Source organism: Pelovirga sp. C15f, from assembly GCF_057178085.1.
The window spans coordinates 455,464-479,785 of the sequence record NZ_JBXUCV010000001.1 but is presented as its reverse complement, the minus strand read 5'-3'; the positions used below and the strand labels follow the sequence as shown (position 1 = coordinate 479,785).

Sequence of the window (24,322 nt, the reverse complement as noted above, 5' to 3'; positions counted from 1 at the left end):
GCTTATTTCAGGCCATCCAGAACAGCACCTACTTCGGCGCGCAAATCTTGTGCTGCAGGACTTTTTTCCAGCCGCAAAAACAGTTCAAAATGTTCTATCGCTTCACCTGTACGTTCCTGATCGAGGCAGATAGAGCCGAGGATGAAATAACCCATGGCAACGCTGGGGTCAAGTTCCAGGCCTTTAAGACAACACTTTTCAGCTTCGTCGAGCTGGCCTTCTTCGTACAGGGCATCGGCCAGATTCAGCAGGGGCTGTGAATCTTCAGGATCAAGTTGTGCCGCCTGTCGATAAAATTTTATTGCCGTGTCAAACTTGCCTTGTTGAGCGTAAATATCACCTAACGCATTAAGTGCAAAGCTTTGATCCGGTTCGATTTTCAGGGCAGTCTGGCACAACGCAACAGCATCCTCAGCCTGATCCAGACTAAGCAGGACCATCGCCTTACAGACATAGGCTTCAGCTTCCTCGGGGTCGAGCTCAATGATCTGCTGATAGGTAGCAAGGGCCTCATCTTGTCGATTATTCTCAAAGTTGTAGTCGGCCAGGGCATAAAGCAGATCAATATCCTGCGGATGCTTTTCCAATCCATTTTTCAGACATTGATACGCCTTCTTGTGGGCCCCGGTTTCCAGGTAAGCCTCGACCAGAGCAAGGGTTAACTCAGTTGTTGTGTTTTCTTTCAACAACCTCTCAAAACAGTCAATGGCTTTTCGGAAATCACCCCGTTCAAGCGCCTGGGCGCCGGCATCAAATAAACGTTTGTCAGTCATGAATAACTCTTTTCGGTCAGGAGGACGTACTACGTACAACTTCAACCCGAAAACCATCGGGATCGGTAACAAAATAAAAACGTGGCTGGCCTGCGGTTAACCCTTTAAGTGGAGTAACGGTGAGTCCCATGGCGCTGTGCCGCTGATGTGAACCTTCCAGATCATCGGTGGCAACGGCGAGATGGGAGTAGCCGTCACCAATGATGTACGGTTTTTGCGGGTCATAGTTGTAAGTCAACTCAAGCTCAAAAGGCAATCCGGGGCATTGCAGATAACAGAGCGTAAAGCGCCCCTCCGGATAGTCCTTTTTGCGCGAAATGTTAAAACCGAATGCTTCCTGATAAAACTTTTCTGACGCTTCAAGGTCCATGACGCGGTAGCATATGTGTATCATTGGATAATACATAAAACTCTCCTTTGATCTTCAAATGATCATTCATTGACAAGCTAACAGCAGCTCATTATAGTCGCTGCCATGAAAGCGATTTTTCTCTCCGACGCCCATCTGCGCTCTTTTGCAGACGAAAACTATCAAGATCTGCTGAATCTGTTGAAACAACAGGATGACCTTGACGCCCTGTTTTTACTCGGCGATATTTTTGAGTTCTGGCTGGGCTATGACCACCTGGTATTTGCAGCCTACGTGCCGCTGCTGGATCAATTACACCGTCTTTCACAGCAGGGGACAAAACTGTATTTTGTTGAAGGCAACCATGATTTTTCCATTGGCCCCTACTTTCGCGATACCCTGGGCTGTACCGTTATAACCGAACAGTCGCTGATTCAATGGGATAACCGCACCCTGTTGATTTGCCACGGCGATCTGATTCACCCGGCTCCAGCCTATCGGTGTCTGCGAAAACTGTGGCGCAGTTCTTTTGTCCGGTTTTTATCACGTCTGATTCACCCGGATCTGGTCTGGAAATTCGGCATCTGGTTAAGTGATAAATCGCAACACAAACGCTCTTGTCGTCAACCCTACGATCCCACCCCATGGCTGCGGGAATTTAACACCAACGCGATAGCCGACCCGTGTGATCTGGTCATTTGTGGACATTTTCATGTTCCGGTACATTTTTGGCAGCATGAACGTGAAGTCATTGCCCTCGGTGATTGGCAAAACCGCCGCTGCTACGTCCAGCTGACAGACGGCCAGATCAGTGTGTTATCCTATTCCGGCTGAGTCAGGGGGTCATCATCCTTTAGATCGGCAGAATCACTGTCTTTCTGCCGGCTGCGCATCACCAGGTCCTTCAAAGTGACGGCACCAAATTGGTTATCAACCAGCTCGTCAAGGCTGCGACAGGTTTCCAGCGCCACCGTTGTTTGGGAATGGGGATGCAGGTACATGACATCCTCTCCGACATTGCGCAACATCCTATAGATTCCGTACACACTCAGGTTGTCAGCATCACGGCCGAGCTGGTAGCTTGGCCAGCCGGCATGACCGCTTATTTCAGTAACCAGACCGAGCTGTTCGAGCTGCGTGAGAATGGCTCGGCACAGACGAGGGGGAACATACAGTAATCTTGCCAACTTGTCATGATTGATCGCCGGATCGCCACGATGGAACCGGTCAGCCAGGGTCACCAGAAGTGCCAATGTCACCTGTTCAAAGCTCCGTCGATTCACCTCGTTACTGCGCAGATCGCGCGCACCGGTACGCAGATTCTGCTTGGCATAGCAGACCCCGAGGCCAAACAAAACAATCACCCACGATAAATACACCCACACCATAAAGATCGGCAGCGCAGCCATCGTTCCGTAAATGGCATTATAGCGAGCAACGCCTACCTGAAAATGGACATAACCAAGTTGCGCGATCTGCCACAAGGTGCCGCCAACGACACCGCCGATCAGTGCCGCCTGCCATTGAACTTTGATATTGGACATGAAGACGTAAAGCAGGGTGAAGGCCAGCCACATAAAGATAAATGGGGTAATTTTCAGTACGAAAACAATCAATGAGCCGATCATCTGCATCTCAATCAAACTTTGGGTGAAACTGTGGCTGATCAACGATGAGGTCATGGAAATAGCACTGATCAGCAGAACCGGTCCAACCAGAATGACCGACAGGTAATCCGAAAAACGCCGAAGTAATGGTCTGAGGGTGTTAACTCCCCAGATATCATTGAAGGCCGCTTCGATATTGGTCAACAGGGAAATCACCGCAACCAGCAGGAAGACCAGCCCGACCGCGCCCATCTGGGCAACCTGGGTATTGTTGATATAACCGACAATTGCTTCTGCGATTTGCCCGTCACCAACATTCAGTTTGTCGAGAATCAATGGTTGCAGCTGATTCTGCACTCCAAAAGCTTTAAGCAACGCAAAGGTCAATGCCAGCAAGGGCACCAGCGACAGGATGGTGTAATATGTCAGGGCTGAAGCCCGCAACAAACTGCGATTGTTGTAAAAATCACGGATCACCAGAACCACCATCTGCAGCTGGCGTAACAGCGTCCGTTTAGCCCAGGGCATCTCTTGCAGATTCTGCTCCCAGACCAGCCGTTTAAGCTGTTGTTTCAGACTATTTTGTTGTGGTGCCGCTTCTGTCATCGTCCTGCCTTAGTCAAGTTCAACCAGCTCAGTAGCCAGCGCTTCTTCGTGCAGATCTGGAAGCAGTATACCACTGTCTCCCACCAGTACAATGTGCAGCTGGTCCGGTCGGAAGTACTCGCGCGCCACGCGTTGAACATCTTCGGCGGTTAAGGCTTTTATCCGATCCTGATAGGTTTCAAGGTACTCATCGGGATAGGCATAAAAGTCCAGGCGCATTTTCTGGGTAACCACAGCATGGGTATCCTCAAAAGCAAAAATAAAAGAATTAATCAGGCTGTTCTTGGCTGATTCAAGCTCATCATGTGTCACCCCGGAAATGATCAGGTCTTTCATCATGTCGCGTACCAGCTGGATAACCTCAACGGCACCATCATTGCGGGTTTCTCCACTGACAACAAACAGTTCAGGCAGATAGCGTCCGGGCTGATACATGGAGTAGATCGAATATGCCAATCCGCGATTGGAGCGGATTTCACGCATCAAACGTGAATTAAAGCCGCCGCCGCCCAGCAGGTAATTAGCCAGACGCACGGCATGCAGGTCCGGGTTGTCTTTACTGATTCCCCGGTGCCCCATGAGCAGGGTCGTTTGACTGAGTTGACGATCGATGATGGTAATACGCGGGGTTAGCGATGCGGGAAGACCCGGTAAAGAGAGATCGCCTGCCACTCCATTTTTCCAGTCGCCCGTATAAACTGAGAGAAGGTCGAGGATTTCATCTTTATTGATAGCACCAGAGATCCCCCACCAGATCTGCTGTGGTTGGAAAAAACGCTGATGCACAGCAACCAGATCGGCGGTCGTTAAATTATCCAGAGTCTGAAGGGTTGGTTCAACTCCGAAAGGGTGCCCCGGGTTTATCGCTCGAGCCAGGTAGCGGCTGGCGATAGCTGCTGGTCGATCATTCTGACGGTGGACAGCTTCGATCAACTGCTGTCTGGCCAGATCCACCCGCTCACGGTCAAAACGCGGCCGCCGTAACAGATCAACAAGCAATTCCATGGCGTGGGTCAAGTCACGCTGATGAACGGATAAATCGATCTGAAAATTGTAGCCGCTGCTGGTTACACTTAACTGTGCAGCCATGCGATCAAGCTCTTCTTCCAGTTGGGCCGGGGTTAACGATGCCGTGCCCCCGGTTTCCAGCGACTGGGCAAACCACTCAGACAAACCGGTTTTATCCAACGGGTCATAGATACTGCCCCCAGGCACCATAAGGGTCAGATCAACCAGTGGTAACTCATCATTTTCTTTAAGGTAGATGATCATCCCGTTAACTGTGTGCTGTTGTGAAATAGCAGGGAAAATCAGTTCAAGGGGGGGGAACGTCAGCTGGTCAGGCCGCAGGGCTGATGTGTTCTGAACCATAACCGCAAGCAACAGAATAAACGCATAAAAGCCTGTGAGCAACTTTTTCATTCCTCCCCTCCCCGACTCAAGGTTGCCACAGTGCGATTGGCATTGTGCAGGTAGGTGGTAACGACTCTCTTTAAATCGTCCGGAGTGACTGAATTAAGCCGATCTTCGTAAGTGACCAGATATTTCCAGTCACCAATCACCTGATAAATCGACAGCGTTCTTGCCAGACCGCTGTTGGTCCTGATACCACGCAATAATGATGTAGTAATTTGTCGACGGGCCTTATCAATCTCCGCAGAACTCAAGGGATCACTCAACAGCCGTTGCAGCTCGTTTTCCAGGGCGGTTTCTACTGCCATTAATGAAACACCGTTGCGCGGCAACAGAGTGAACACCAGCAGGTTATCATATCGTGATCCAGGGGCGGTAAATACGCCGACATCCGTGACCAGCTGCTGTTCGACCACTAATGACTGATAGAGCCGAGAGGTTCGCCCCTGTGTCAAAACACTGGCAAGCAGGTCAAAGCTATAGTCATCAGGATGCGGCAGGGTCGGCTTATGGTAAGCAATCATCAGTCGTGGCTGCGCATCAAAATCAACATGAATTCGACGCTCTCCGCGTTGTGGCGGTTCGCGATCGGTTACCGCGGGAACCTTTGTCCCGGGCGGCAAATCACCAAAATAGTCATTGATCATTGCCAGTGTATCATCCTGATCAATGGCTCCTACCAGGGTAATAATCATATTGGCCGGGGCATAGTAAGCAGAAAAAAATTCACGAATTTTTGGCAAACTGAACCCCTGAATGTCAGAATCCCAACCAATAATAGGGTGACGATATGGATGGACCTGGAACGCTGTAGCGAGCATATTTTCATACAACTTCCCCCCTGGATTGACGTCTACAGCACGGCGGCGTTCTTCCTGGACAACTTCACGTTCGGTAAAAAATTCACGAAAAACTGCATTACGCAGACGATCTGACTCGATCGCAGCCCACAGCTCAAGTTTATTGGCAGGCAAATTGATCAAGTAACTGGTTTGATCCTTGCTGGTAAAGGCGTTATATCCGACACCGCCCTGTTCAGCGTAGATACGGGAAAATTCGTCCTTAACTACCCATTCACGGTGCTCCAGCTGGAGCTGATCCAAACGGGTGTGTAACCGTTGCAGCTCTTCAACGTCGGCATCCGCTTGACTTTTAAGAAGATCCAGCTGGGCGCCGGTTTTTTCGATCTGTTGAAGCAACGGTAGTTCTGCCTTAAAATCACGGGTTCCCAGAGTCTCGGTGCCCTTGAACAACATATGTTCGAGCATATGTGCTATACCACGCTCTTCACTGTTCTCGTTAACCGCACCCACCCTGAAGCTGATATAGGCAGCGACTGTCGGCGAGTTATGCCGCTCTACCAGCAGGACCGTCAGGCCATTTTCAAGTTGATGTTCATGCACCCGTTCACTCAGACTTTCAGCAAAAGCGCCAGCGGGCGAAAAAACCAAACAGAAAAGAATAAACAGAAAAAATTGTCGATACATTTTTAAATTGTCCTCCACCACCTAACGGCAGCTGGTTTAGTAATGATGTCCATTGAAATGACGTAAGACAGCTTCGGTCTCCTGGCGACCGATTTCGATTAATTCATGTGCCCGTTCGAATTCGTAGATAGTAGACACATTCTTTGGAATTTCGATCACGATATCTGGAGTGTAGGCTGCCAGTTTGAGACGTGCGATGGTTGACTGCATGGCATCAAGACTTTTTGAAATAACATCAAAAAAGTTTTCGTCATGATGCTCATTTTTACGATTATTTTTGCGCTGCAGGGACTCAATAAAGTCAATAATCTTTTTGTGATAACCAGTACTGCGACCATTTTTGCTGTCGGGTTCATGCTGCACCGGCAAAATGTGTCTCGATTTACCACTCAGACTGACAACAATTGTCAGATCAGTATGATCATGGAGGGTAGGTGCAACCGGTACCGGATTCAGCAAACCGCCATCAACCAGTGTTTTGCCATGATAGTTCATCGCAGAAAAAACCGTGGGAAAGGCAATCGATGCACGAATTGCGTCAAACAAAGGGCCGCTTGACAACCAGACTTCTCTGCTCTCATCAAGGTCAGTGGCAACAGCCGTAAAGGAAATGGGTAAATCTTCAATATTGCTGTCACCAATCAATTCACGCAGGGTTGAGATAATTCGTTCCCCTTTGAAAAAAGCTGATCCACTGAATGACACATCAAGCAACTTAAGCACATCGAAACGATCAAGGGCTTTGACCCATTTGGTATATGTCGATAAATGCCCGGCAGCATAGATACCCCCTACCAGTGCACCCATGGAAGAGCCGGAGATAGAACGAATGTCATATCCCTGTTGTTCCAGGACCTGAATCACCCCGATATGGGCCAGACCTCGCGCTCCACCGCTACCCAATACTAAAGAAACAGTTTTATTTTTGGTTTTTGCCACTGGAACCCCGTTACTCCACGAATGATTTAAATGTACACCATTTAAGGGTAAACTGTCCGAATATCATTTGACAAGAGACCCGCACCAAACTATTGATGAAAAAATAAAGAAGTTGCAGCAGCCTGAGTCCACCGCTATAGTGCCGATTCGAAAAGTTTAATAGAAAAAAAGAAGGAGCAAGGGATGATTACTGCAATATCACCAATTGATGGTCGTTATGCCGCCAAGGTGGCCCCACTGATCGACGCATTTTCGGAGTACGCACTCATGCGCAATCGCATCCGGGTCGAAGTCCTGTGGTTGCTCGCTTTAAGTAAAGAGCCTGGGATCCCCGAGTGCCGGCAGATCAGTGCGGCGGAAGAAAGCACATTGCGCCAGGTGATTATCGATTTTACTCCGGTCGAGGCGGAAAAAGTTAAAAAGATTGAAGCGGTCACCAATCATGACGTCAAAGCTATTGAGTACTACTTAAAGGAACAGATTGCCGACACCAGCCTGCAAGATCTCAGTGAATTTATTCATTTCGCCTGCACTTCGGAAGATATCAACAACCTCTCCCATGCGCTGATGCTTAAAGATGGGCTGCAGCTTTTATTGCCCTTGCAGGAGCAGATTGTCGAGTTGATCAGTGCTCTTGCTAAGGAGTATGGCAGCGTCCCTATGCTGGCGCGCACCCATGGCCAAACCGCATCGCCAACAACCCTCGGCAAGGAACTGGCGGTATTTGTATCACGCCTGAGGCGTCAATGTCAGCAGATCAGGCAGGTCGAACTTTTTGGCAAAATCAATGGTGCCGTCGGTAATTTTAATGCCCATTTGTCTGCCTATCCCGATGTTGACTGGGTGCGATTAAGCGGTGAGATGATTACCAGTGAACTCGGCCTGTCACAAAATCTCTTTACCACCCAGATTGAACCCCATGATTATATGGCCGAGCTTTTTGACGCCATGACCCGCTGGAACACCATCCTGATCGATTTCAACCGCGACATCTGGACCTATATCTCCATGGCCTACTTCGGTCAAAAGACTGTTGTCGGTGAAGTTGGATCCTCGACCATGCCCCACAAGGTCAACCCCATTGATTTTGAAAATTCGGAAGGGAATTGCGGTCTGGCCAATGCCATCTTCCAGCACCTGTCGAATAAACTACCGATTTCACGCCTGCAGCGCGATCTGACCGATTCCACGGTCTTGCGCAACATGGGCGTGGGATTTGGCTATACCATGATTGCCTGCCATGCCACTATCAAGGGAATTGGTAAGCTCAAACTGAATCGGGACAAGCTGGCCGCCGATCTCGATCAGGCCTGGGAGGTCCTGGCTGAACCGATCCAGACCGTCATGCGTAAGGCCGGTATCGAGAAACCCTACGAAAAGCTCAAAGATTTAACCCGTGGACAGGTCATTAACGCCACAACCATACGCACCTTTATTGAACAGCTGGATCTGGCCGAAGAAGACAGGCAGCGGCTACTCGCCATGTCCCCTGCCTCCTATATCGGCATGGCGGATCGCATCGTTGATTTGCTTGATTGAAAAAAAAGTCAAAAGGCCCCTGTGTCCAGCATGACGGAGGGGCCTTTTGAATGTAAACTTATCAGCGATAAATCAGGAACTCTCGATCGCCACACTGGCTGTTGCCATCTCTATACTTTCAATTTTTTCTGAATTATCCCCTTCATGGAAATCCAGGGTTTCCTGGGATAAGGAACGATACATCAGGCGAACATCAGCACGATAAGAACCGGCCGCCGGCAGTTTAATCGAATAAATCTCGGTATCGCGTCCCCGGGCTGGAATACGGCGGTCGTAACCGATAGCAACAGCTCGCCAACTCTTGCCGGTTAAATTGCCGTCACTGTCCTTGAACAACAGACGGTAAAACACCGCGTCAGGGTCTACATGATTTTTGTCGTCGACCAGCCCTGAGCTGAAAACAACTGTGTCCTTATCATCAATAACCTGAACTTCCAGCCACATTTTTCGGATATAGGTAACACCTGTCGGGATTTTATGACCGGCACCGACATTGTCAACATGAACGGTCAATGCCAACTGGTCAGCAGTAACCTTCGGTTCGAGACTCAACCTGGCAGCGGCTTTCAACATGTCTTCCGCTAGCTTGGCCTGGTGATCGTTACCCATATTTCGTTGGGCAATCACACTGCCCCCGGCAAAGGTATGAACAGCGACATTGTCACGCTCCTGACCGATGGGACTCGATTTTCCAGGGTTGCTGCCGACACCCGGGGTTGGTGTCATGTGACAATCCTGACAAGTGATCCCCTGGTCAGCATAGGGACCACTCAGCCAGTCATCATAGGTATCAATAACGGCAACATCAGTCACCGGATGTTTAACACTGTGGCAGGAACCACAAAAAACCGCATCTGTGTGAATTTTTGAATAAACAACCCCATGATAAGGGGACTCCCCGTCTCCGCGGTTGGCATATTTCATCGGTCCGGGCTCTGAAACGTGACCCATATTGTACGTCCGTTCTATGCCGGTTACCGTATGACAAAAATCGCAGGAAATTCCACGTTTACTGGTAGCATCAAACTGGCTGCCATCATGGGGCGGCAGCTGACCGGTACGGGCGGCAACAGGGGCATGACAGGCTGCACAGAAAACATCAGTGGCACCATCTGTTTCACGATGGGCCAGTTGATAATCATCCTGATACCATTTGTTCTCCCACGCGTAGGCATGCATAGACTTGGACCATTGCTCGTAAATGTCGTAGTGACAGGCAATACAGACCCCGGGATCTTCAAATGAGCCGGGTTCGAATTGCTGTTTTTCAACGAGCAGCTGATTTACCGGGGGCTCAACAGCAGAGAACAGGGGTGATGCGATAAAGAACATAATAAACACAAATAATAAAAAGCCGCGTGATACAGGGGATTCCCAGAGCATAAAACCTCCTTCAATTCATGAAATATCGCAAAAACAACCTAACTTATAGTTAAATTCTATATGCAAAATACCCATAGATAAAGAAGTTTTAAAGGCCACCCTGATTGTTGCGAGATTTTATCCTTTTATTTTGCTTTGCTGTGATCAAAACGCTAACATCAAAATCATCAACACTAACAGAATAGGGAGTAGAAAATGGCCCATAAAGGAACCATCGGCATTCTCACCGGCGGAGGGGATGTCCCCGGTCTTAACCCAGCAATTCGCGCGGTGACAATTCGTGCCAAGCGGGAAGGTTACCGGGTTATTGGCATTCGCCGCGGCTGGGCCGGACTGGTAGAAGTTGTCCGCGATGATAAAGCCGACAACAGTGGCAATTTTATTGAACTGACAACAGATATAGTCAACCGCGCCGGACGCACAGGTGGTACATTTCTGCATACTTCGCGCACCCGGCCCAGTCACCTACCGAAAGCCAACCTGCCTGAGCATCTGCGTGACAGTTACACTGACAGCATCAATGACGTAACAGCAGAGGTATTGAAAAATATCGATTACCTTGGTCTTGACTTTCTCATTCCCATTGGTGGAGATGACACCTTAAGCTATGCCCAGCGTCTTCATGAAGAGGGCGTCAAGGTTGTGGCTATCCCTAAAACCATGGACAATGATGTGCCGGGTACCGATTATTGTATCGGTTTTTCAACCTGTGTCACCCGGACTATCGAACTGACCCATCGTTTGCGTACATCGGCCGGTAGCCATGAACGCTATCTGGTTATCGAGGTGTTCGGGCGCTACGCCGGATTCACCGCCCTGCTTCCAACCATGGCCGGCGCTGCCGATCGCTGTCTGATCCCTGAACATCCCATTGAGATGGAACTACTGGCAGAATTGGCAACCAAAGATCGCAACCGCAATCCGAGTAAATATTCGGTATTGCTGGTTTCTGAAGGAGCTGTGTTGAAAAATGACAAGGAAATGTCTTTTGAGAGCAGTGAGGTGGATCAGTACGGTCACCGCAAACTCGGTGGAATCGGTGACCGGGTGGCCGCACAGTTGAAGGAGCTGTCACCGAGATACAATAATGGTCGCACCATCAATGTGCTGAACCAGCGTCTGGGCTATCTGGTGCGCTGTGGTGAACCGGATGCCCTCGATTCGATGGTTCCTATGGCTTTCGGCAATCTGGCTCTTGATCTGGTGCTGGAAGGAACGTCTGGGCGACTGGTGAGTATCCATAATGGGCGTTATGATACCGTACCCATTACTACAGTCACCGGTCAGAAGAAAATCATCAATGTGAATAAATACTATAACATTGAGCGGTTGCGGCCAAAATATGAATCATTCATGCATCAGCCATTGTTTATTATGACCAGCGACAGGTGAACATTGCTGTGACGTAGGGGCACGGCGCGCCGTGCCCCTACTGGTCGTCACCGAGCTGATATTTCTCCAGTTTATAGCGTAAGGTGCCACGCGGCACATTGAGAATCCGCGCGGTCTTGGCAACATTCCCTCCTGAAATGATGAACGCCTTTTCCACCAGTTCCCGCTCAAAGCGATCAATCACATCTTCGAGTAAGATCCCTTCCGGGGGGATATCGCAATGAACCGGCAATGTGCTTTGTGGTGCTTCACCCCAGATTTCTCGTGGCAAGTGAGCCGGCTGGATGATCTCAACATCATTCATAATGCAGATTCGTTCAACCACATTACGCAGTTCACGCACGTTTCCCGGCCAATGATAGCGTAACATCAGTTCCAGCGCTTCACGGCTGAAAGATCGCATCCGTTTTTTGAATTCAAGACTGAAATGCTGAAGGAAGTGTTCCAGCAACACCGGAATATCCTCTCGCCGCTCGCGCAGTGGCGGGATATGAATCGGGAAAACATTCAGCCGATAATAAAGATCTTCACGAAATTCGCGACGCTCAATGGCCCCCTTGAGATCAGCGTTAGTCGCAGCAATAATGCGGACATTGATATCAATATTGCGATTACCACCCAAACGACGGATCTTTCTGTCCTCAAGAACCCGCAGTAATTTAACCTGCAGTCCAAGATCCATCTCGCCAATTTCATCGAGAAAGATTGACCCCCCGTCTGATTCTTCAAAGAGTCCTATTTTACGGGTTTTGGCATCAGTAAAAGCTCCCCGCTCATGGCCAAAGAGTTCTGTTTCCAGCAGATTGAAAGGCAGAGATCCACAATTGATTTCGATAAAAGGTTGGGCACAGCGTGGTGACAGCTGATGAATAGCCTGAGCTACAAGTTCTTTACCCGTGCCGCTATCGCCGGTCAACAGCACTGTTGATGTTTCATGTTTGGCCACTTCCCGTATCTGCCTGAAAATCTGCATCAACTGCGGGCTGTTGCCAACCATGTTGATTCCATCAGCATCGCGAGGCGACAAACGCTTGACCTTACGCCTCAGGCTTTGTGTTTCCAGAGCGAGTTTGACAATCAGATGGATGGCATCAGCTTTGAATGGTTTTTTGATATAGTCGTAGGCACCGATCTTGAGAGCTTCAACAGCGCTCTCAACCGTGCCGTAGCCGGTAATAATGATAACCAGCAGTTCAGGATCAATATCGCGCATGGAGCGCAACACCTCAAGGCCACTACTGCTGCCCAGATTCAAGTCGAGCAGAACCAGCCCGATTTCATCCTCGGTAACGATATTGATGGCCTCGCCGGCGCTCCCGGTCGAGCAAGTGCGATAGCCGTCTTCGGTCAAAATCCGTTCAAGATTTTCACGGATAAATGCTTCATCATCCACAATCAGAATTTTTTCCATGCTGTTCCTCCACAATTTATTTTGGCGCCAGAATATCCCTATTTTTCAGGTCTGTCCAAAACAAAATGGTGAATTTTCGCCAGTCAGGGGAAAGAGCGGTTCAGGGTGTTTCATTCACGGAAACAGGCAGGTCAGAGGTTAAGGGAAGGAGGATCTGAACACGCGTGCCCAGCTGCAACGTGCTGTCTATCTGAATATCACCGCCATGCTCGGTAATAATATTGTGACAAATTGAAAGACCCAAGCCGGTCCCCTGCCCTTTGGTAGTAAAAAAGGGCTCAAATACCAAAGGCAGCTGATCAGCATTGATTCCTTCCCCGCTATCAGCAATTGTGATCAGGATGTTATTGTCAACCTGTTCAGCGCTGATCTTCAGATCACCACCATTCGGCATGGCATCAAGAGCGTTGTTGAGCAGGTTCAGGACCACCTGCTTGATTCGGTCTGCATCCAGCAGCAGGGCAGGAAGATCGGCAGCAATATGTTCAATGATTCTAACCTGCAGACGCTGACACTGATTGCGCAACAGAAAGATGGAATCATGCAACACCTCATCAATTCTGCCATTATTCAATTTGGGCGCCTTAGCAGCAGAAAATCGCAGCATCTGTGAAACCAGTGATTCCAGACGTTCAATTTCTTCAAGGGCTCTGCGGATCAGTAACTGGTCGGACTCTTGACCAAGCAGACGGTCATGGAGCTCATCTAACAGCAGACTGACGCCAGTCAATGGATTACGCACTTCATGAGCAATCCCTGCCGACATCCGGCCAAGGGACGCCAGACGATCCATGCGCGCCATCTGCTGGCGCATGTTCACCCGTTCAGTTAAATCTTCGATGGTTAACAACCAGCCATCCTGTTGACGAAAACTTAAAGGAAACAAAGCTGTACGGTAGGTTAACTTGCGGCCCTTACGTTCAATCGGAACATAGAGAGGGCGTGAGTTCATACGATCGCAATCGCTGTTATTGAACCATTTGTCGAGCACACGTATTAATTCCGGCCAATCATTCAACAGCTGTTGCCAGGCCGGGTTATCAACTGGACGCGGTATATGGAGGATACGACAGGCCGACCCGTTTGCCGATGTGACATGTCCCTGAGAGTCGAAGGTAATCAAGCCGGTTTCAATGTTTTCAAACAGAGTATTTTTGAAGTTTCGTTCAGAAATAATCTCCTTGCGGGAATGTCGCAAGGCCTGCATGGTTCGTAGCAGGCGTTCGCGGCGGCGGGTCAACTCTTCAACCATCTGATTAAAGGCCTCAGCCAGTGCCCCGACCTCATCGTTGGATGTTACGTCAACCTTTACCCGCAGTTGATGGCCGCTGGTCATCTCGCGGGTCCCCTCGGTCAGCAATTGAATCGGTCGCACAATGCTGTTTGACAGCAGATAGGCAACAAAGGCAACAAGCAGTACCGTGATGGAAATAACCAGCCAGGATTGCATCAGATAATTACTGATTTCATTCTCAATCAGTAGCGCCGTTGATGTGGCTGGCAAATGAAACAGATCGATTTCAGCACCGATGGTAATACCACCAAATACTCCTGATTGCCGATAAACACCCTTGTTGTAGGGGATCGGCGCATAGGCCATGATTTTGTTTGAACCACCAACATTGACTGTTGACAGGGCACCGGATTCACCGCGTCGTACCAGATTGGCAACCTGCGGGTAGTTAGGATGGACAAAACCTGCGGTTAATAAATTAAAAGGAATCCTTCCGGCCTCAATAACCTTTTGTGGTGTATCGACCGTATAGGGTGGCACCAACTCTCCATTGGTATCAAATCCCCTGATATTCCAGAACTTTGGATGAGTAATCATCCATCCTTCATCATCAAACAGGAAAGCATAGTTGCCACTCTCATAGGAGGGGAAAACCGCATCCTGATCGTCAATGGGCGATATATGCTGGGTAAAGGTCATCAGATGACGATGATCCAGGGAAAGCACTGCGACTCCTTGCCATTCATCCTGGTCGTAGACCGGAGTGGCAAAACGGATCACCCCGGAGTATTTTTTTCCTTCAACTGCCTCGAGGGGATTGGCAGCACCTTGCAACTGTTCATCGCGAGAGACATGCCAACCGGAAAGATGGGTAGTCCAGATCTCACCTGGAGAAAGTCGCGATGCCTGTTCAAAATAATCTTCCCCCGGGTACGTAGTTTGATAAGGATCGGTAATGTCCCTTAGCTGTTTACATGGTTTGCCATTGACAATTCTGACTCGTTCGATGCCGGTCGCATCGATAAATGCCAGCTCACTGTAAAGCGGAACGGTCTCGCGAATTTCCGTTGGATTATTGTTGCTGCCACCGCGATACCAGATCTGACGCTGGTGATTATTGCTGAATCTTTGATAATTGTCCTGACGAGGCTCCAGCAGGGTCAGGTCAAAGAGGGTCCCTTCAATCTGCTGGAGAAAGGCAGAAATCTGATCAGCAACCATCTGGGTTCTTTTTTCCAGCGCTCTGGTTGCCTGGGTGTCGAGGGTTTCGGTGGTGCGTTGACGCAATAGATCTTCAACCAGCCGCAAACTGTGATGCGAACTGAACAAGAGCAGTATCAGCGGCACCAGTGCCAACAACAGCAGGGCACCGAGAACCTTGGTATGAAGCTTTATGCGTAGCATGGTGAGAATATAAACCAGAATCCTTGCGCGGCACAATCGACACATGCTCGCCAGGCATAAGGATCGGTTAGAATGTGCCCTGCTGGATACTTATTGATTCAGTCTGGTGATGAAAAAAATGATTATTTGGTGCGCGAAACTACATAATCAGCCAGCTCGAACAATGCCTGGCGCGCCGCTGAATCGGGAAATATTTCCAGCAGACTTTTTGCTCGTGCAATCCTTTCCAAGGCTTTACCCCGGGTGTAGGTAATGCCTCCCTTCTCTTCTATCAGCTTACAGACATAATCAAGATCTTCGACAACCAGATCTTCCGCTTCGACAATACGGGAAATTTGCGCACACTCTCGAGCCGACGCACTGTGGTAAGTATGGATCAGCGGCAGGGTCATTTTACCTTCAAACAGATCATGACCGCGTTCCTTGCCGAATTCTTTTTGATCTGCAACGTAATCCAACGCATCGTCCATCAACTGGAAAGCTGTTCCGATTTCCAGGCCGAATTCACGCAGGGCGTCCTCTTTTTCAGCCTCGGCTCCAGCCAGAACTGCCCCCACCTGGCAGGCGGCGGCGATCAGGATGGCGGTTTTATCCCGTACAACCTGAAGGTAGCGGTTCTCATCAACCTCCAGATCACAGGTATTAAGTAATTGCAGAATTTCCCCTTCTGCCAGCTGTGTTGTCGTATCGGCCAGCAACTTCAGAATGCGCAGGCTATTTGAACCAACCATGACAGAAAAGGACTTGGCAAAAAGAAAGTCACCTACAAGGACAGAAGCCTGATTTCCCCATACGGAGTTTGCCGAACGGTTGCCACGCCGCAAGCTCGCGCTGTCAACGACGTCATCGTGGAGCAAGGTAGCGGTGTGGATGAACTCAACAACGCCGGCCAGGTCGATATGTTTGTTTCCCTGATACCCGCACAAGCGTGAGCTTAAAATCAACAGCATCGGGCGCAAGCGCTTGCCGCCACTGGACAGAACGTACTGTCCGACCTGGCCGATCAACTCCACCTCAGACGACAGATGGTTCTTGATCTGTTCTTCAACCGCCTGCATCTCATCTTTTATCAGGGCAACAACTGCATCCATGTTTTTTTCTTTCCCGACATCAAGTTATGCTAAAGAGGGACAAAGAAGAGATCCCGACACATGCGGCATTCTAAAAAGGGCCTCATCCAATGTCAAATTCAATTGCCACCTGGTGGTGATGGCGCTGGATTTTCTTCTGCGGAGACTGGAACAAAACGATAGTTAACATCATCCCATTGATACGAACCTGAATGCCAGATCTGCTCAACCAGATACCATTCCTCATCAAGTTCGGAGGTGTTTTCAGTCAGTTCGGAAAAAACAAGAATTTCCATATCATCAATGACATAATTAGCGTTGGTATCAGCCCAGTGAAATGGTCTGATACTGGTACGTTGATCAGCAGAGACAGGCAAAATAAATTGCCGTCCCTCAGGATTGGCAGTTAACTCGCCACTGACTGTAATGATCTTTTCCAGAGGGACATCATCAGGCACACCAAGGCGATAGTAAACATTAAACAACGTTTGTGGATTACGAAAAATCCATCTGGCAACCCCGGCCGGCGCATCGACACTGGCAGCTTCAGGCTCAGAAGAAATAAACGTCCATCCCGGTGGAAACTCTTCTTTTAGAATCATCCCCTTTAAAGGGGTTTCAGCTGAAATCTCTAATTGTATCAGCAGCTCATGTCCCGGAGCCACATGGAACGGCAGCACCCGCCGGGCCTGTAATTGTGGATCCATTGGGAGGTTACGTTGTGAAGCAAAAAACCAGACGAGAATCAGGACAACTACTAAGACGGTTGCAACCGACCAGATGATTTTACTCAAAGATCTGGAATCTTGTTGTTCTACTCCAGGTTGAATCTGGATATCTTTTTTAATGATATCCTCCAGTTCAACCTCAAGGGCTTCAGCAAGCTTAACTGCGTTTTCACGTCTGATGGTTGGATAACGATTATTTTCCCAACGTGAAACAGTGTCAGTTGTAACTCCGACGACCTTCGACACATACAGCTGTGTCAGGCGCTTTTCTTCACGAATTCGCCGTAAAGCCGAACCGTCAACCGCAACTGATGATGGATCTAAAGAAATCATGACTTATTTATCCGCATTTCCGACAAGGTTGCCGGAGTGTAACAGAATCTCACCAACGCGGCAAACCACTGAAGTCATTTGATTTATAATCTGAGCAGGACGACAAACAGGCGTTAAAAATAATATTTAAAATTAATTTATTTTTTTTAGTTGACTTTAATCATTTGTCGGCTATAATGTTAATCAACAACTTAAGACAGCTTAGCCCCGCGTTTTCCCTCCTGGCGCGGGGCATTTTTTTGCCTCTATCACAAGCCTTTAAATACCTTCATCAAATGCGGAACCAATTGTTTTTTTCGTGACATGACGCCCTTGAGCCGATAAAGGTTATCGGTTTCTTGAGGATAGCCAATCACATAGGGTAGTTCACTGGGGCCGGCGGTCAGCAGATAGCTGGTTTCCATAACAATGTCAGTGATAAGCAACGCTGCCAGATCATAGTCTTTCTCTGCACGAATAGCTGTCAGTTCACTGGCAAGTTCCTGTTGGCGGTCATAAAAAGTATGGAAGTTAACGACCTCAACCTGTCCCAGACCAAGCTGATAATTCCCTACGGAATATTCTTTAAAATCGGTATAAATGAGCTGACGGGCCGGTGCGCCACTCGCCATCAAACTGCCGGCGGCAAACAATCGGGCACCAAACTCGGCGTGTTCCAGCCCGGACAACTCTTCGAGCCAGGGAACCAGTTGACGATCTACTTCGGTGGTCGTTGGCGATTTCAAAACCAGAGTATCAGATAGCAGACCAGCCAGCAGCAGTCCCGCTATTGAAGCATCAGGCTTAACACCCGCCTGCTGATAGAGAGTTGCAACCAGGGAGCAGGTACTGCCAAGGGGCTGATTAATAAAGCGAATTGGCTGATCTGTGTGAAAGTTTCCAAGACGGTGGTGATCAATGACCTCGAGAATTTCTACCTTATCCGCGCCTGGAACGGCCTGTGATAATTCATTATGGTCGACAAGAATCAATTTGACTGATGAACTTTTGATTAAGTGACTCTTGGTTGCGACACCAACAACCTGCTTTTCCCCAGCGCAGACGATGGCTCCTGACTGTTTGCCATGCATCAGTTTGATCCGTAAATCGTCAAGCAGATCATTGGGTTTAACGGTAATAAAGTCGGTATCAGCCAATGCGCCCACCGGTGTTGCCATCCGGGTTAACCAAACTGAGTTAGCGGTATCATAATCACTCACCAGAATAGATACCTGATTGACTCTTGCCAGAGCCAGTAAGTCATCATCAACTCCACCGCCGCCGCTGACAATCAGCAACCGCACCCCGGCTTCGACAGCCCGCCGCTGAATTCCCGGACGATCGCCGGTAATCAACACGGCTCGCGACAGGTCCATCTTCTTAATCCAGCTATCGAAGCTTGCTTCGCGCCTGGCGCCTACATAAAGGTTCAGATCCTCCACCTTATCTGCTGAGACCAGATTTACGGCATCGGCATTAAGACAACGCTGAATAGAGCACAACGATGCTTTGATCCGTCGCATCTTCTCGGGATCGGTCGGCACCAGAAAAAATTCTGTTGCGCGCTTAAGCAGCAGCAACCCCTGTGCCCTGCCGGCATCATCAACTACCGGCAACATGCGGATATGGTGTTGATGATAAAGTTCAATGGCCCGCGCCATCGGTTCGTCCTGATGGATACTGATGGCTTTTTCCGTCACTACATCCTTGATGCGGGGATGTACATCGGACAATAGAACCGGCACCTCAACACCCAGCTCATCCAGAACAAACTGGGTCTGCTGATTAATGTTACCGGCGCGCGCCGCCTGTACACCTGATAAGCCCTGAAGACAACGCAGCCGAGCGTATGCCAGGGCGCTGCAGATAGAATCGGTGTCGGGGTTGCGATGACCAACAACATAAACAACGGGGGTATTCGACATCTGCAAAAGCTCTCTAAATAGAAATTGCCTTAACGAAAAAAACCCGGGCAGCTGACCTGCTGCGCTGGAAAAGCTTATCGCATTCAGCTGTTGACCTGTAGTAAAACTGTCAACTAATATATATAGATATAGTCAAAATTAAATAGGAGAATGAATATGGCGCAGACAAAATCGGACATGCCTTTTGAAAGTGAAATTGATTACGACCGTGAGTCTGAAATCCTGAAAGTTCTCGGTCACCCGATACGGCTCAAAATTGTTGCCGGGTTGATTTCCCAGGCGTGCAATGTCAAAAAAATCTGGGAATGCCTTGGTCTTCCTCAGGCAACCGTCTCGCAACATCTGGCTTTACTGAAAAACAAAAACATTATCATCGGCCGGCGCGAAGGGGTCGAGGTTTACTACCAGGTCACCTCACCGGAAGCAATCCGAATTGTTAGCGCTTTGCTGCAACACGTGCCCATAGCAAAATAATTGTCCTCAATATCCTCGACGAAAAAACGGTTGCCCTGTTAAGACAACCGTTTTTTTAATAAAACCATTAACTTCTATTTTCCGGAACGAATAGCAGCGACAGTTTTTCCACGAATTCCCCAGTTCTCCGGCGGGATCTCTTCAATCACAACGTGAGTAGCTTCAGGATTTTTTCCAAGAACCTCTTTTAATGCAGTAGTGATCCGCTCCATGAGCTCTTCTTTTTTTTCTGCGCTGATACCTTCAACCGTGCGAACAGTAACAACCGGCATTTGTGTCTCCTTTCATTAAAGCGACATCTGAGTTGCAATTATAACCCCAGCGGTGAAAGAATCAAGAACCAAATCAATGTGGAAAACAGCAAATCACTATTTTTAGAGCAATCATATTTGATTTGAAGAAAGGTGTGAACGGTATAGACGTTGGTCATAAGAAGGTTATTCAAGGTATAATGAAGAGAAAACTTCCACTAGTCGGAGGCAATCATGAAAATCATCATGCTGCTCCTGTTTATTCTTTTGACCGGATGTGCCGGTCGCGGAACGCTGGTATGGGAGCATAGTGAAGGACTTGGCGATTTGGAGTTACAGCGGGCGCAAAAAGAGTGTCGACAGCTTTCCCAGCGCGAGGCACGCTTTCCTTATTATCCCTATGGTGATCCCCTCTTCCCTTTCTACCGCCCCTTCTATTATCATGGGAGGTACTATGTTGATGACTGGATCTGGCGCGATCATTTAGAACAAATGCGCTATCAGGAAGAGTTCAGTAGACTTTACCGGGTCTGCATGGAAGCTAAAGGATGGCGACTGATTCGCATCCTTCCACAGAACCCCTGAAGGTCATTAAAAAAAACATGGTGATGAATAATAACCCCCTCAGTAGAGTAAGAGCCGGATCGTGAATTTTAGTGGACCTAACATGACTGCAGGACTAACCTCCCGGGTAGCAACAACACAGCAGGGATACGCTACGCCCCCGGTGACATCGAAAAACCGCCAGGCAACTGTCGCTCCTGCCAGGGATCAGTATCGCTCTGCCCCTCAACCGATCATTGACGCTGAATACGTTGATACATACAGCCCCGTCCAGCGCCCCGACGAACAGCATAACCAGTGGCGCAATCTGATTGTCGAAGAAAATGCCGCGGTTAAACCACAAGCAGCAACATCCGGCTTTAGCGACCGTAATCAGGAGCTCATCGCACGCTATCAACAGAACTTCAATGATCTGCCTTCACCAGGCAGTTTTGTTAATCTGATGGCGTAACGGTTAAGACTCCCAGCCGCTGTTTAACCATTGTCATATCCTCCCAAACCAGTTTTTTATCCTGTGGTGAACGCAGCAAATAGGCCGGATGAAAGGTTGGCATGAGAGCAACACCCTCATAGCTGTACCATTGACCGCGCAAGCGACTGACCGGTGTCTGGACTCTCAGCAGAGTCTGGGCGGCAAAACGGCCCAGGGCCACAATGACGGTAGGCTTTAGCAGCGCCAGTTGGCGTTTGAGATAGGGCTCACACGCCGCTATCTCGTCGGCGCGGGGATCCCGGTTGGCCGGTGGACGACATTTTATCAGATTGCAAATATAGACTTCCTCTGCTGGCACCGCCATGGCAAACAGGATGCGGTCAAGCAATCGCCCGGCCTCACCTACGAAAGGCTCGCCCTGCTGATCTTCCTCATAACCGGGGGCCTCACCGACAAACACCAGATCGGCCTTAGGGTTGCCACGTCCAAAAACAGCCATTTTGCGTTTTTCATACAAGGGGCAAGCGCGACACAGTTCAACCTCTCCTCGCAAAGCTGACAGAGTTTCTCCCCTCGCCAAAGGTCGCGCAGCCGCTGGGCCGGCAGTGTCGATCAGGGTGTTTTGTGTCGAAACGACAGGGGCAATCGTGCTATAACCCAACTCCCTGAGTTCCTGCAGAAGACTGCGGGCTTGACTGACATGGGTATAGCATTCGTGGTACAATTTATCCTTCATGAACTTTTCAACTCACATGTCTTAAAATGTTTTGAAACAACGATAATGGGCCGTATATGTTCCCTTTTTTGATCCTGACGATGTTGATGGTTTTGGTTCCGGAACCAGTATATGCCTGGGGAGCCGGGGTTCATCTGGGAACCTGTCTGCGCGTTCTGGCTGCCCCCGAGGTCTTACCACAGACATTGCAGTTGCTACTTGCTACCCATCCTCTCGATTATCTGTACGGCTGTATAGCTGCCGACATCACCCTGGGCAAAAAACACACGCACCACCTGGAACATTGCCATAACTGGCGGATCGGCCGTAAAATTCTTGAGCGGGGCAAGAAAGCCGGGCCCGAGTCGGAAGCCTGTGCCTATGGCTATTTATCTCATCTGGCCGCCGATACGGTAGCACATAACTATTTTGTCCCCTACAAGCTGGCCATGACCTTTAACACCACCTTTCACAATCATGCCTATTGGGAAATCCGGGCAGATATCGGCGTTAAGAAGGAAACCTGGCAGATTGCTCAACAACTGGCCAAGCGCAACAATCGTCAACTCGACAAGGTCCTTAGCGGGTCCATCTCAGACACCATTTTTTCCTTTGGTACCAACAAGCAAATTTTTAATTCGATGATGCTGATCAGCCGGTTAAATCGTTGGCAGAAAATGGTCGAAACCATCGCAATGCATTCACGCTGGCCCTTTGACCGTGCTGAACACGATGAATACATGGCACTCGGACTGGAGGCTGTTTACAGCATCCTCAGTGATGAAGAAAGTCCCTACTGGAATGCTGATCCGACCGGTGATCGCGCTTTAACCGCTTCCAATCTGATTCGTAAAAACATGAAACTGCTGTGGCTTGACGGCAAGCTGGAGCAGGAAGACTCTGATCTGATTCTCCAAGAGCTGCGTACCCGCTTTCGCCTCGGCATCACCAACCCGGACGAAATATTGCCACTTTTTACCGTCGTTTGAGTATTCCGGTTCAAAAAATCGGCATTCTGATCGGGTAGCCTACCGGTTGACATCCCGAAACTCCGGTGTCCAGCCGGCAAGTTTATAATTCGAAAATGGCCCGGTTCCGGACGCTAATCAACTGATTTTCCTCCAAAGCGGACAGATCCGATTAAGCAATTGGTCAGCCACATCGGTTTTGCTCATCAACTCCAGGCTTTCCACTTTCCCGTCACGATAAATAAAACGGACAATATTGGTGTCCACATTAAAGCCGGCACCCGGGATCGACACATCATTGGCGACGATCATATCGAGATTTTTGCTGTCCAGTTTGTGCGTTGCATGTTCCAGCAAATTCTCAGTTTCAGCAGCAAAGCCGACCAGAATCTGATGCGCTTTACGACGCCCCAGTTCAGCTAGAATATCCGGAGTTTTTTCCAGCTCAAGATGAAGCTCTACGGACTTTTTCTTCATTTTTTGTTGCTGACGGGTCAACGGGCGATAATCAGAGACCGCTGCTGCCTTGATCACAACATCGGAATCAGTAAAACAGTCAAGCATCACATCGTGCATCTGCTGGGCAGATACAACAGAAAACACCTGCACCCCGGCAGGCGGGGCTAATTGGGCTGGCCCGGCAACCAGAGTCACCGCGGCACCACGTCGACGGGCTGCAGCGGCGATGGCGAACCCCATGCGGCCGGAGGAATGGTTGGTCAGATAACGTACCGGGTCGATCTCTTCACGGGTCGGACCGGCGCTGACCAGAATCCGGCAGCCGACAAGGTCTTTGCGGCTCAGGATGTCCTCGGCAGCGTAAAGGATATCGTGTGGATCAGGCATTTTCCCCTGGCCGGTCCAGCCGCAGGCAAGTTCGCCACAAACCGGCTCGAGCAGGTGATAGCCGACCTCACGTAACCGTTGTTCATTGCGTTGATACAGGGGGTTTTTGTACATATTGGTGTTCATTGCCGGCACAACCAAAACAGGGGCCTTGGTAGCCATCACCGTTGTTGTCAGCAGATCATCGGCAAGGCCCTGAGCTATCCTGCCGATGAGGTTGGCCGTTGCCGGCGCCAGGATGAACAGATCGGCCCGATCTGCCAGCGAAATATGACCAATCTCCTGCTCCTGATAAAGGTTGAACAGCTCGGTATGCACTGGTTGCCCCGAGAGGGTTTGAAATGTTAAGGGAGTGACAAACTCACAAGCAGAATGAGTCATTACCACATGCACCGTGGCACCGGCTTTGGTCAGCAGGCGCAGCAACTCGACCGCTTTGTACACCGCAATGCCACCACTGACGCCGAGAATAATGGTTTTGCCTTTAAGCATCTGCCAA

Annotated in this window: 22 protein-coding genes; 7 read left to right on the top strand and 15 right to left on the bottom strand. The window is 49.4% G+C overall.

What is annotated here, in order from left to right; genetic code table 11:
* Window positions 1-2: 2 nt before the first annotated feature.
* A complete protein-coding gene (locus tag AC1931_RS02360; protein WP_483875622.1) occupies window positions 3-773 on the bottom strand; it encodes a tetratricopeptide repeat protein in 771 nt (256 codons plus the stop codon).
* 16 nt (window positions 774-789) lie between these two features.
* Window positions 790-1,179: a lactoylglutathione lyase gene (gene gloA, locus AC1931_RS02355; RefSeq protein WP_483875621.1), complete on the bottom strand. Its 390-nt coding sequence runs from the start codon at window positions 1,177-1,179 to the stop codon at window positions 790-792.
* Window positions 1,180-1,248: 69 nt separating this feature from the next.
* Between gloA and AC1931_RS02350 the strand changes: the two genes are divergently transcribed.
* Entirely contained in the window at window positions 1,249-1,956 is a 708-nt protein-coding gene (locus AC1931_RS02350; RefSeq protein ID WP_483875620.1) for a UDP-2,3-diacylglucosamine diphosphatase, read from the top strand.
* Here AC1931_RS02350 and AC1931_RS02345 read toward each other — a convergent pair.
* Genes AC1931_RS02345 through AC1931_RS02330 form a run of 4 tightly spaced genes read right to left on the bottom strand, consistent with a single transcriptional unit; the run spans window position 1,944 to window position 7,174 of the window.
* Window positions 1,944-3,335: a YhjD/YihY/BrkB family envelope integrity protein gene (locus tag AC1931_RS02345; protein ID WP_483875619.1), complete on the bottom strand. Its 1,392-nt coding sequence runs from the start codon at window positions 3,333-3,335 to the stop codon at window positions 1,944-1,946. The two genes, AC1931_RS02350 and AC1931_RS02345, sit on opposite strands and share 13 nt — an antisense overlap.
* Window positions 3,336-3,344: 9 nt before the next feature.
* A complete protein-coding gene (locus AC1931_RS02340) occupies window positions 3,345-4,757 on the bottom strand; it encodes a M16 family metallopeptidase (RefSeq protein ID WP_483875618.1) in 1,413 nt (470 codons plus the stop codon).
* Window positions 4,754-6,235: a M16 family metallopeptidase gene (locus AC1931_RS02335; protein ID WP_483875617.1), complete on the bottom strand. Its 1,482-nt coding sequence runs from the start codon at window positions 6,233-6,235 to the stop codon at window positions 4,754-4,756. The genes AC1931_RS02340 and AC1931_RS02335 overlap by 4 nt, the downstream gene beginning before the upstream one ends.
* Before the next feature lie 36 nt (window positions 6,236-6,271).
* Window positions 6,272-7,174 (bottom strand): patatin-like phospholipase family protein, encoded by a 903-nt coding sequence (locus tag AC1931_RS02330; protein WP_483875616.1) that lies wholly within the window; start codon window positions 7,172-7,174, stop codon window positions 6,272-6,274.
* Between the two features lie 183 nt (window positions 7,175-7,357).
* Between AC1931_RS02330 and purB the strand changes: the two genes are divergently transcribed.
* Window positions 7,358-8,713 (top strand): adenylosuccinate lyase, encoded by a 1,356-nt coding sequence (purB, locus tag AC1931_RS02325; RefSeq protein WP_483875615.1) that lies wholly within the window; start codon window positions 7,358-7,360, stop codon window positions 8,711-8,713.
* Window positions 8,714-8,785: 72 nt separating this feature from the next.
* On the opposite strand, the gene AC1931_RS02320 is transcribed toward purB, so the two are convergent.
* Entirely contained in the window at window positions 8,786-10,096 is a 1,311-nt protein-coding gene (locus AC1931_RS02320) for a multiheme c-type cytochrome (protein ID WP_483875614.1), read from the bottom strand.
* 195 nt (window positions 10,097-10,291) lie between these two features.
* On the opposite strand from AC1931_RS02320, the gene AC1931_RS02315 reads away from it, so the two are divergent.
* Window positions 10,292-11,488 (top strand): 6-phosphofructokinase, encoded by a 1,197-nt coding sequence (locus AC1931_RS02315; RefSeq protein WP_483875613.1) that lies wholly within the window; start codon window positions 10,292-10,294, stop codon window positions 11,486-11,488.
* 37 nt (window positions 11,489-11,525) lie between these two features.
* Here the strand turns inward: AC1931_RS02315 and AC1931_RS02310 are convergent, their stop codons facing one another.
* From AC1931_RS02310 to AC1931_RS02290, 5 genes are all read right to left on the bottom strand, one after another.
* Window positions 11,526-12,899, bottom strand: a complete 1,374-nt coding sequence (locus tag AC1931_RS02310; RefSeq protein ID WP_483875612.1) for a sigma-54-dependent transcriptional regulator — start codon at window positions 12,897-12,899, stop codon at window positions 11,526-11,528.
* A gap of 100 nt (window positions 12,900-12,999) precedes the next feature.
* Entirely contained in the window at window positions 13,000-15,537 is a 2,538-nt protein-coding gene (locus AC1931_RS02305; protein ID WP_483875611.1) for an ATP-binding protein, read from the bottom strand.
* Between the two features lie 122 nt (window positions 15,538-15,659).
* The gene (locus AC1931_RS02300) at window positions 15,660-16,628 is read right to left on the bottom strand and encodes a polyprenyl synthetase family protein (protein WP_483875610.1); all 969 of its coding nucleotides are present in this window, start codon (window positions 16,626-16,628) and stop codon (window positions 15,660-15,662) included.
* A 98-nt stretch (window positions 16,629-16,726) separates the two neighbouring features.
* Complete coding sequence (locus AC1931_RS02295) at window positions 16,727-17,668, bottom strand: helix-turn-helix transcriptional regulator (protein ID WP_483875609.1); 942 nt, start codon at window positions 17,666-17,668, stop codon at window positions 16,727-16,729.
* Between the two features lie 248 nt (window positions 17,669-17,916).
* On the bottom strand, window positions 17,917-19,572 hold the full coding sequence (locus tag AC1931_RS02290; RefSeq protein WP_483875608.1) for a putative manganese-dependent inorganic diphosphatase: 1,656 nt from the start codon (window positions 19,570-19,572) through the stop codon (window positions 17,917-17,919).
* 177 nt (window positions 19,573-19,749) lie between these two features.
* On the opposite strand from AC1931_RS02290, the gene AC1931_RS02285 reads away from it, so the two are divergent.
* Window positions 19,750-20,046 carry an ArsR/SmtB family transcription factor gene (locus AC1931_RS02285; RefSeq protein WP_483876158.1) on the top strand — a complete coding sequence of 99 codons (297 nt, stop codon included), beginning with the start codon at window positions 19,750-19,752 and terminating at the stop codon, window positions 20,044-20,046.
* A gap of 74 nt (window positions 20,047-20,120) precedes the next feature.
* Here the strand turns inward: AC1931_RS02285 and AC1931_RS02280 are convergent, their stop codons facing one another.
* Window positions 20,121-20,318, bottom strand: a complete 198-nt coding sequence (locus AC1931_RS02280) for a tautomerase family protein (RefSeq protein ID WP_191153485.1) — start codon at window positions 20,316-20,318, stop codon at window positions 20,121-20,123.
* A gap of 213 nt (window positions 20,319-20,531) precedes the next feature.
* Between AC1931_RS02280 and AC1931_RS02275 the strand changes: the two genes are divergently transcribed.
* Window positions 20,532-20,882: a hypothetical protein gene (locus tag AC1931_RS02275; RefSeq protein ID WP_483875607.1), complete on the top strand. Its 351-nt coding sequence runs from the start codon at window positions 20,532-20,534 to the stop codon at window positions 20,880-20,882.
* Between the two features lie 82 nt (window positions 20,883-20,964).
* Complete coding sequence (locus AC1931_RS02270; RefSeq protein ID WP_483875606.1) at window positions 20,965-21,312, top strand: hypothetical protein; 348 nt, start codon at window positions 20,965-20,967, stop codon at window positions 21,310-21,312.
* Here AC1931_RS02270 and AC1931_RS02265 read toward each other — a convergent pair.
* Window positions 21,296-22,030, bottom strand: a complete 735-nt coding sequence (locus tag AC1931_RS02265) for a uracil-DNA glycosylase (RefSeq protein WP_483875605.1) — start codon at window positions 22,028-22,030, stop codon at window positions 21,296-21,298. The genes AC1931_RS02270 and AC1931_RS02265 overlap by 17 nt on opposite strands.
* Window positions 22,031-22,086: 56 nt before the next feature.
* Between AC1931_RS02265 and AC1931_RS02260 the strand changes: the two genes are divergently transcribed.
* Window positions 22,087-22,998 (top strand): zinc dependent phospholipase C family protein, encoded by a 912-nt coding sequence (locus AC1931_RS02260; RefSeq protein ID WP_483875604.1) that lies wholly within the window; start codon window positions 22,087-22,089, stop codon window positions 22,996-22,998.
* Between the two features lie 117 nt (window positions 22,999-23,115).
* Here the strand turns inward: AC1931_RS02260 and coaBC are convergent, their stop codons facing one another.
* Window positions 23,116-24,315: a bifunctional phosphopantothenoylcysteine decarboxylase/phosphopantothenate--cysteine ligase CoaBC gene (gene coaBC / locus AC1931_RS02255; RefSeq protein ID WP_483875603.1), complete on the bottom strand. Its 1,200-nt coding sequence runs from the start codon at window positions 24,313-24,315 to the stop codon at window positions 23,116-23,118.
* Between the last annotated feature and the right edge of the window lie 7 nt (window positions 24,316-24,322).

What these genes read in the sequence shown, in the direction of transcription:
- AC1931_RS02285 (WP_483876158.1), top strand. Translation starts at nt 19,750, where the DNA reads ATGCCTTTTGAAAGTGAAATTGATTACGACCGTGAGTCTGAAATCCTG.
- AC1931_RS02305 (WP_483875611.1), bottom strand. Translation starts at nt 15,537, where the DNA reads ATGCTACGCATAAAGCTTCATACCAAGGTTCTCGGTGCCCTGCTGTTG.
- purB (WP_483875615.1), top strand. Translation starts at nt 7,358, where the DNA reads ATGATTACTGCAATATCACCAATTGATGGTCGTTATGCCGCCAAGGTG.
- coaBC (WP_483875603.1), bottom strand. Translation starts at nt 24,315, where the DNA reads ATGCTTAAAGGCAAAACCATTATTCTCGGCGTCAGTGGTGGCATTGCG.
- AC1931_RS02345 (WP_483875619.1), bottom strand. Translation starts at nt 3,335, where the DNA reads ATGACAGAAGCGGCACCACAACAAAATAGTCTGAAACAACAGCTTAAA.
- gloA (WP_483875621.1), bottom strand. Translation starts at nt 1,179, where the DNA reads ATGTATTATCCAATGATACACATATGCTACCGCGTCATGGACCTTGAA.
- AC1931_RS02280 (WP_191153485.1), bottom strand. Translation starts at nt 20,318, where the DNA reads ATGCCGGTTGTTACTGTTCGCACGGTTGAAGGTATCAGCGCAGAAAAA.
- AC1931_RS02350 (WP_483875620.1), top strand. Translation starts at nt 1,249, where the DNA reads ATGAAAGCGATTTTTCTCTCCGACGCCCATCTGCGCTCTTTTGCAGAC.
- AC1931_RS02300 (WP_483875610.1), bottom strand. Translation starts at nt 16,628, where the DNA reads ATGGATGCAGTTGTTGCCCTGATAAAAGATGAGATGCAGGCGGTTGAA.
- AC1931_RS02320 (WP_483875614.1), bottom strand. Translation starts at nt 10,096, where the DNA reads ATGCTCTGGGAATCCCCTGTATCACGCGGCTTTTTATTATTTGTGTTT.
- AC1931_RS02260 (WP_483875604.1), top strand. Translation starts at nt 22,087, where the DNA reads ATGTTCCCTTTTTTGATCCTGACGATGTTGATGGTTTTGGTTCCGGAA.
- AC1931_RS02270 (WP_483875606.1), top strand. Translation starts at nt 20,965, where the DNA reads ATGACTGCAGGACTAACCTCCCGGGTAGCAACAACACAGCAGGGATAC.
- AC1931_RS02295 (WP_483875609.1), bottom strand. Translation starts at nt 17,668, where the DNA reads ATGATTTCTTTAGATCCATCATCAGTTGCGGTTGACGGTTCGGCTTTA.
- AC1931_RS02360 (WP_483875622.1), bottom strand. Translation starts at nt 773, where the DNA reads ATGACTGACAAACGTTTATTTGATGCCGGCGCCCAGGCGCTTGAACGG.
- AC1931_RS02315 (WP_483875613.1), top strand. Translation starts at nt 10,292, where the DNA reads ATGGCCCATAAAGGAACCATCGGCATTCTCACCGGCGGAGGGGATGTC.
- AC1931_RS02265 (WP_483875605.1), bottom strand. Translation starts at nt 22,030, where the DNA reads ATGAAGGATAAATTGTACCACGAATGCTATACCCATGTCAGTCAAGCC.
- AC1931_RS02290 (WP_483875608.1), bottom strand. Translation starts at nt 19,572, where the DNA reads ATGTCGAATACCCCCGTTGTTTATGTTGTTGGTCATCGCAACCCCGAC.
- AC1931_RS02310 (WP_483875612.1), bottom strand. Translation starts at nt 12,899, where the DNA reads ATGGAAAAAATTCTGATTGTGGATGATGAAGCATTTATCCGTGAAAAT.
- AC1931_RS02340 (WP_483875618.1), bottom strand. Translation starts at nt 4,757, where the DNA reads ATGAAAAAGTTGCTCACAGGCTTTTATGCGTTTATTCTGTTGCTTGCG.
- AC1931_RS02275 (WP_483875607.1), top strand. Translation starts at nt 20,532, where the DNA reads ATGAAAATCATCATGCTGCTCCTGTTTATTCTTTTGACCGGATGTGCC.
- AC1931_RS02335 (WP_483875617.1), bottom strand. Translation starts at nt 6,235, where the DNA reads ATGTATCGACAATTTTTTCTGTTTATTCTTTTCTGTTTGGTTTTTTCG.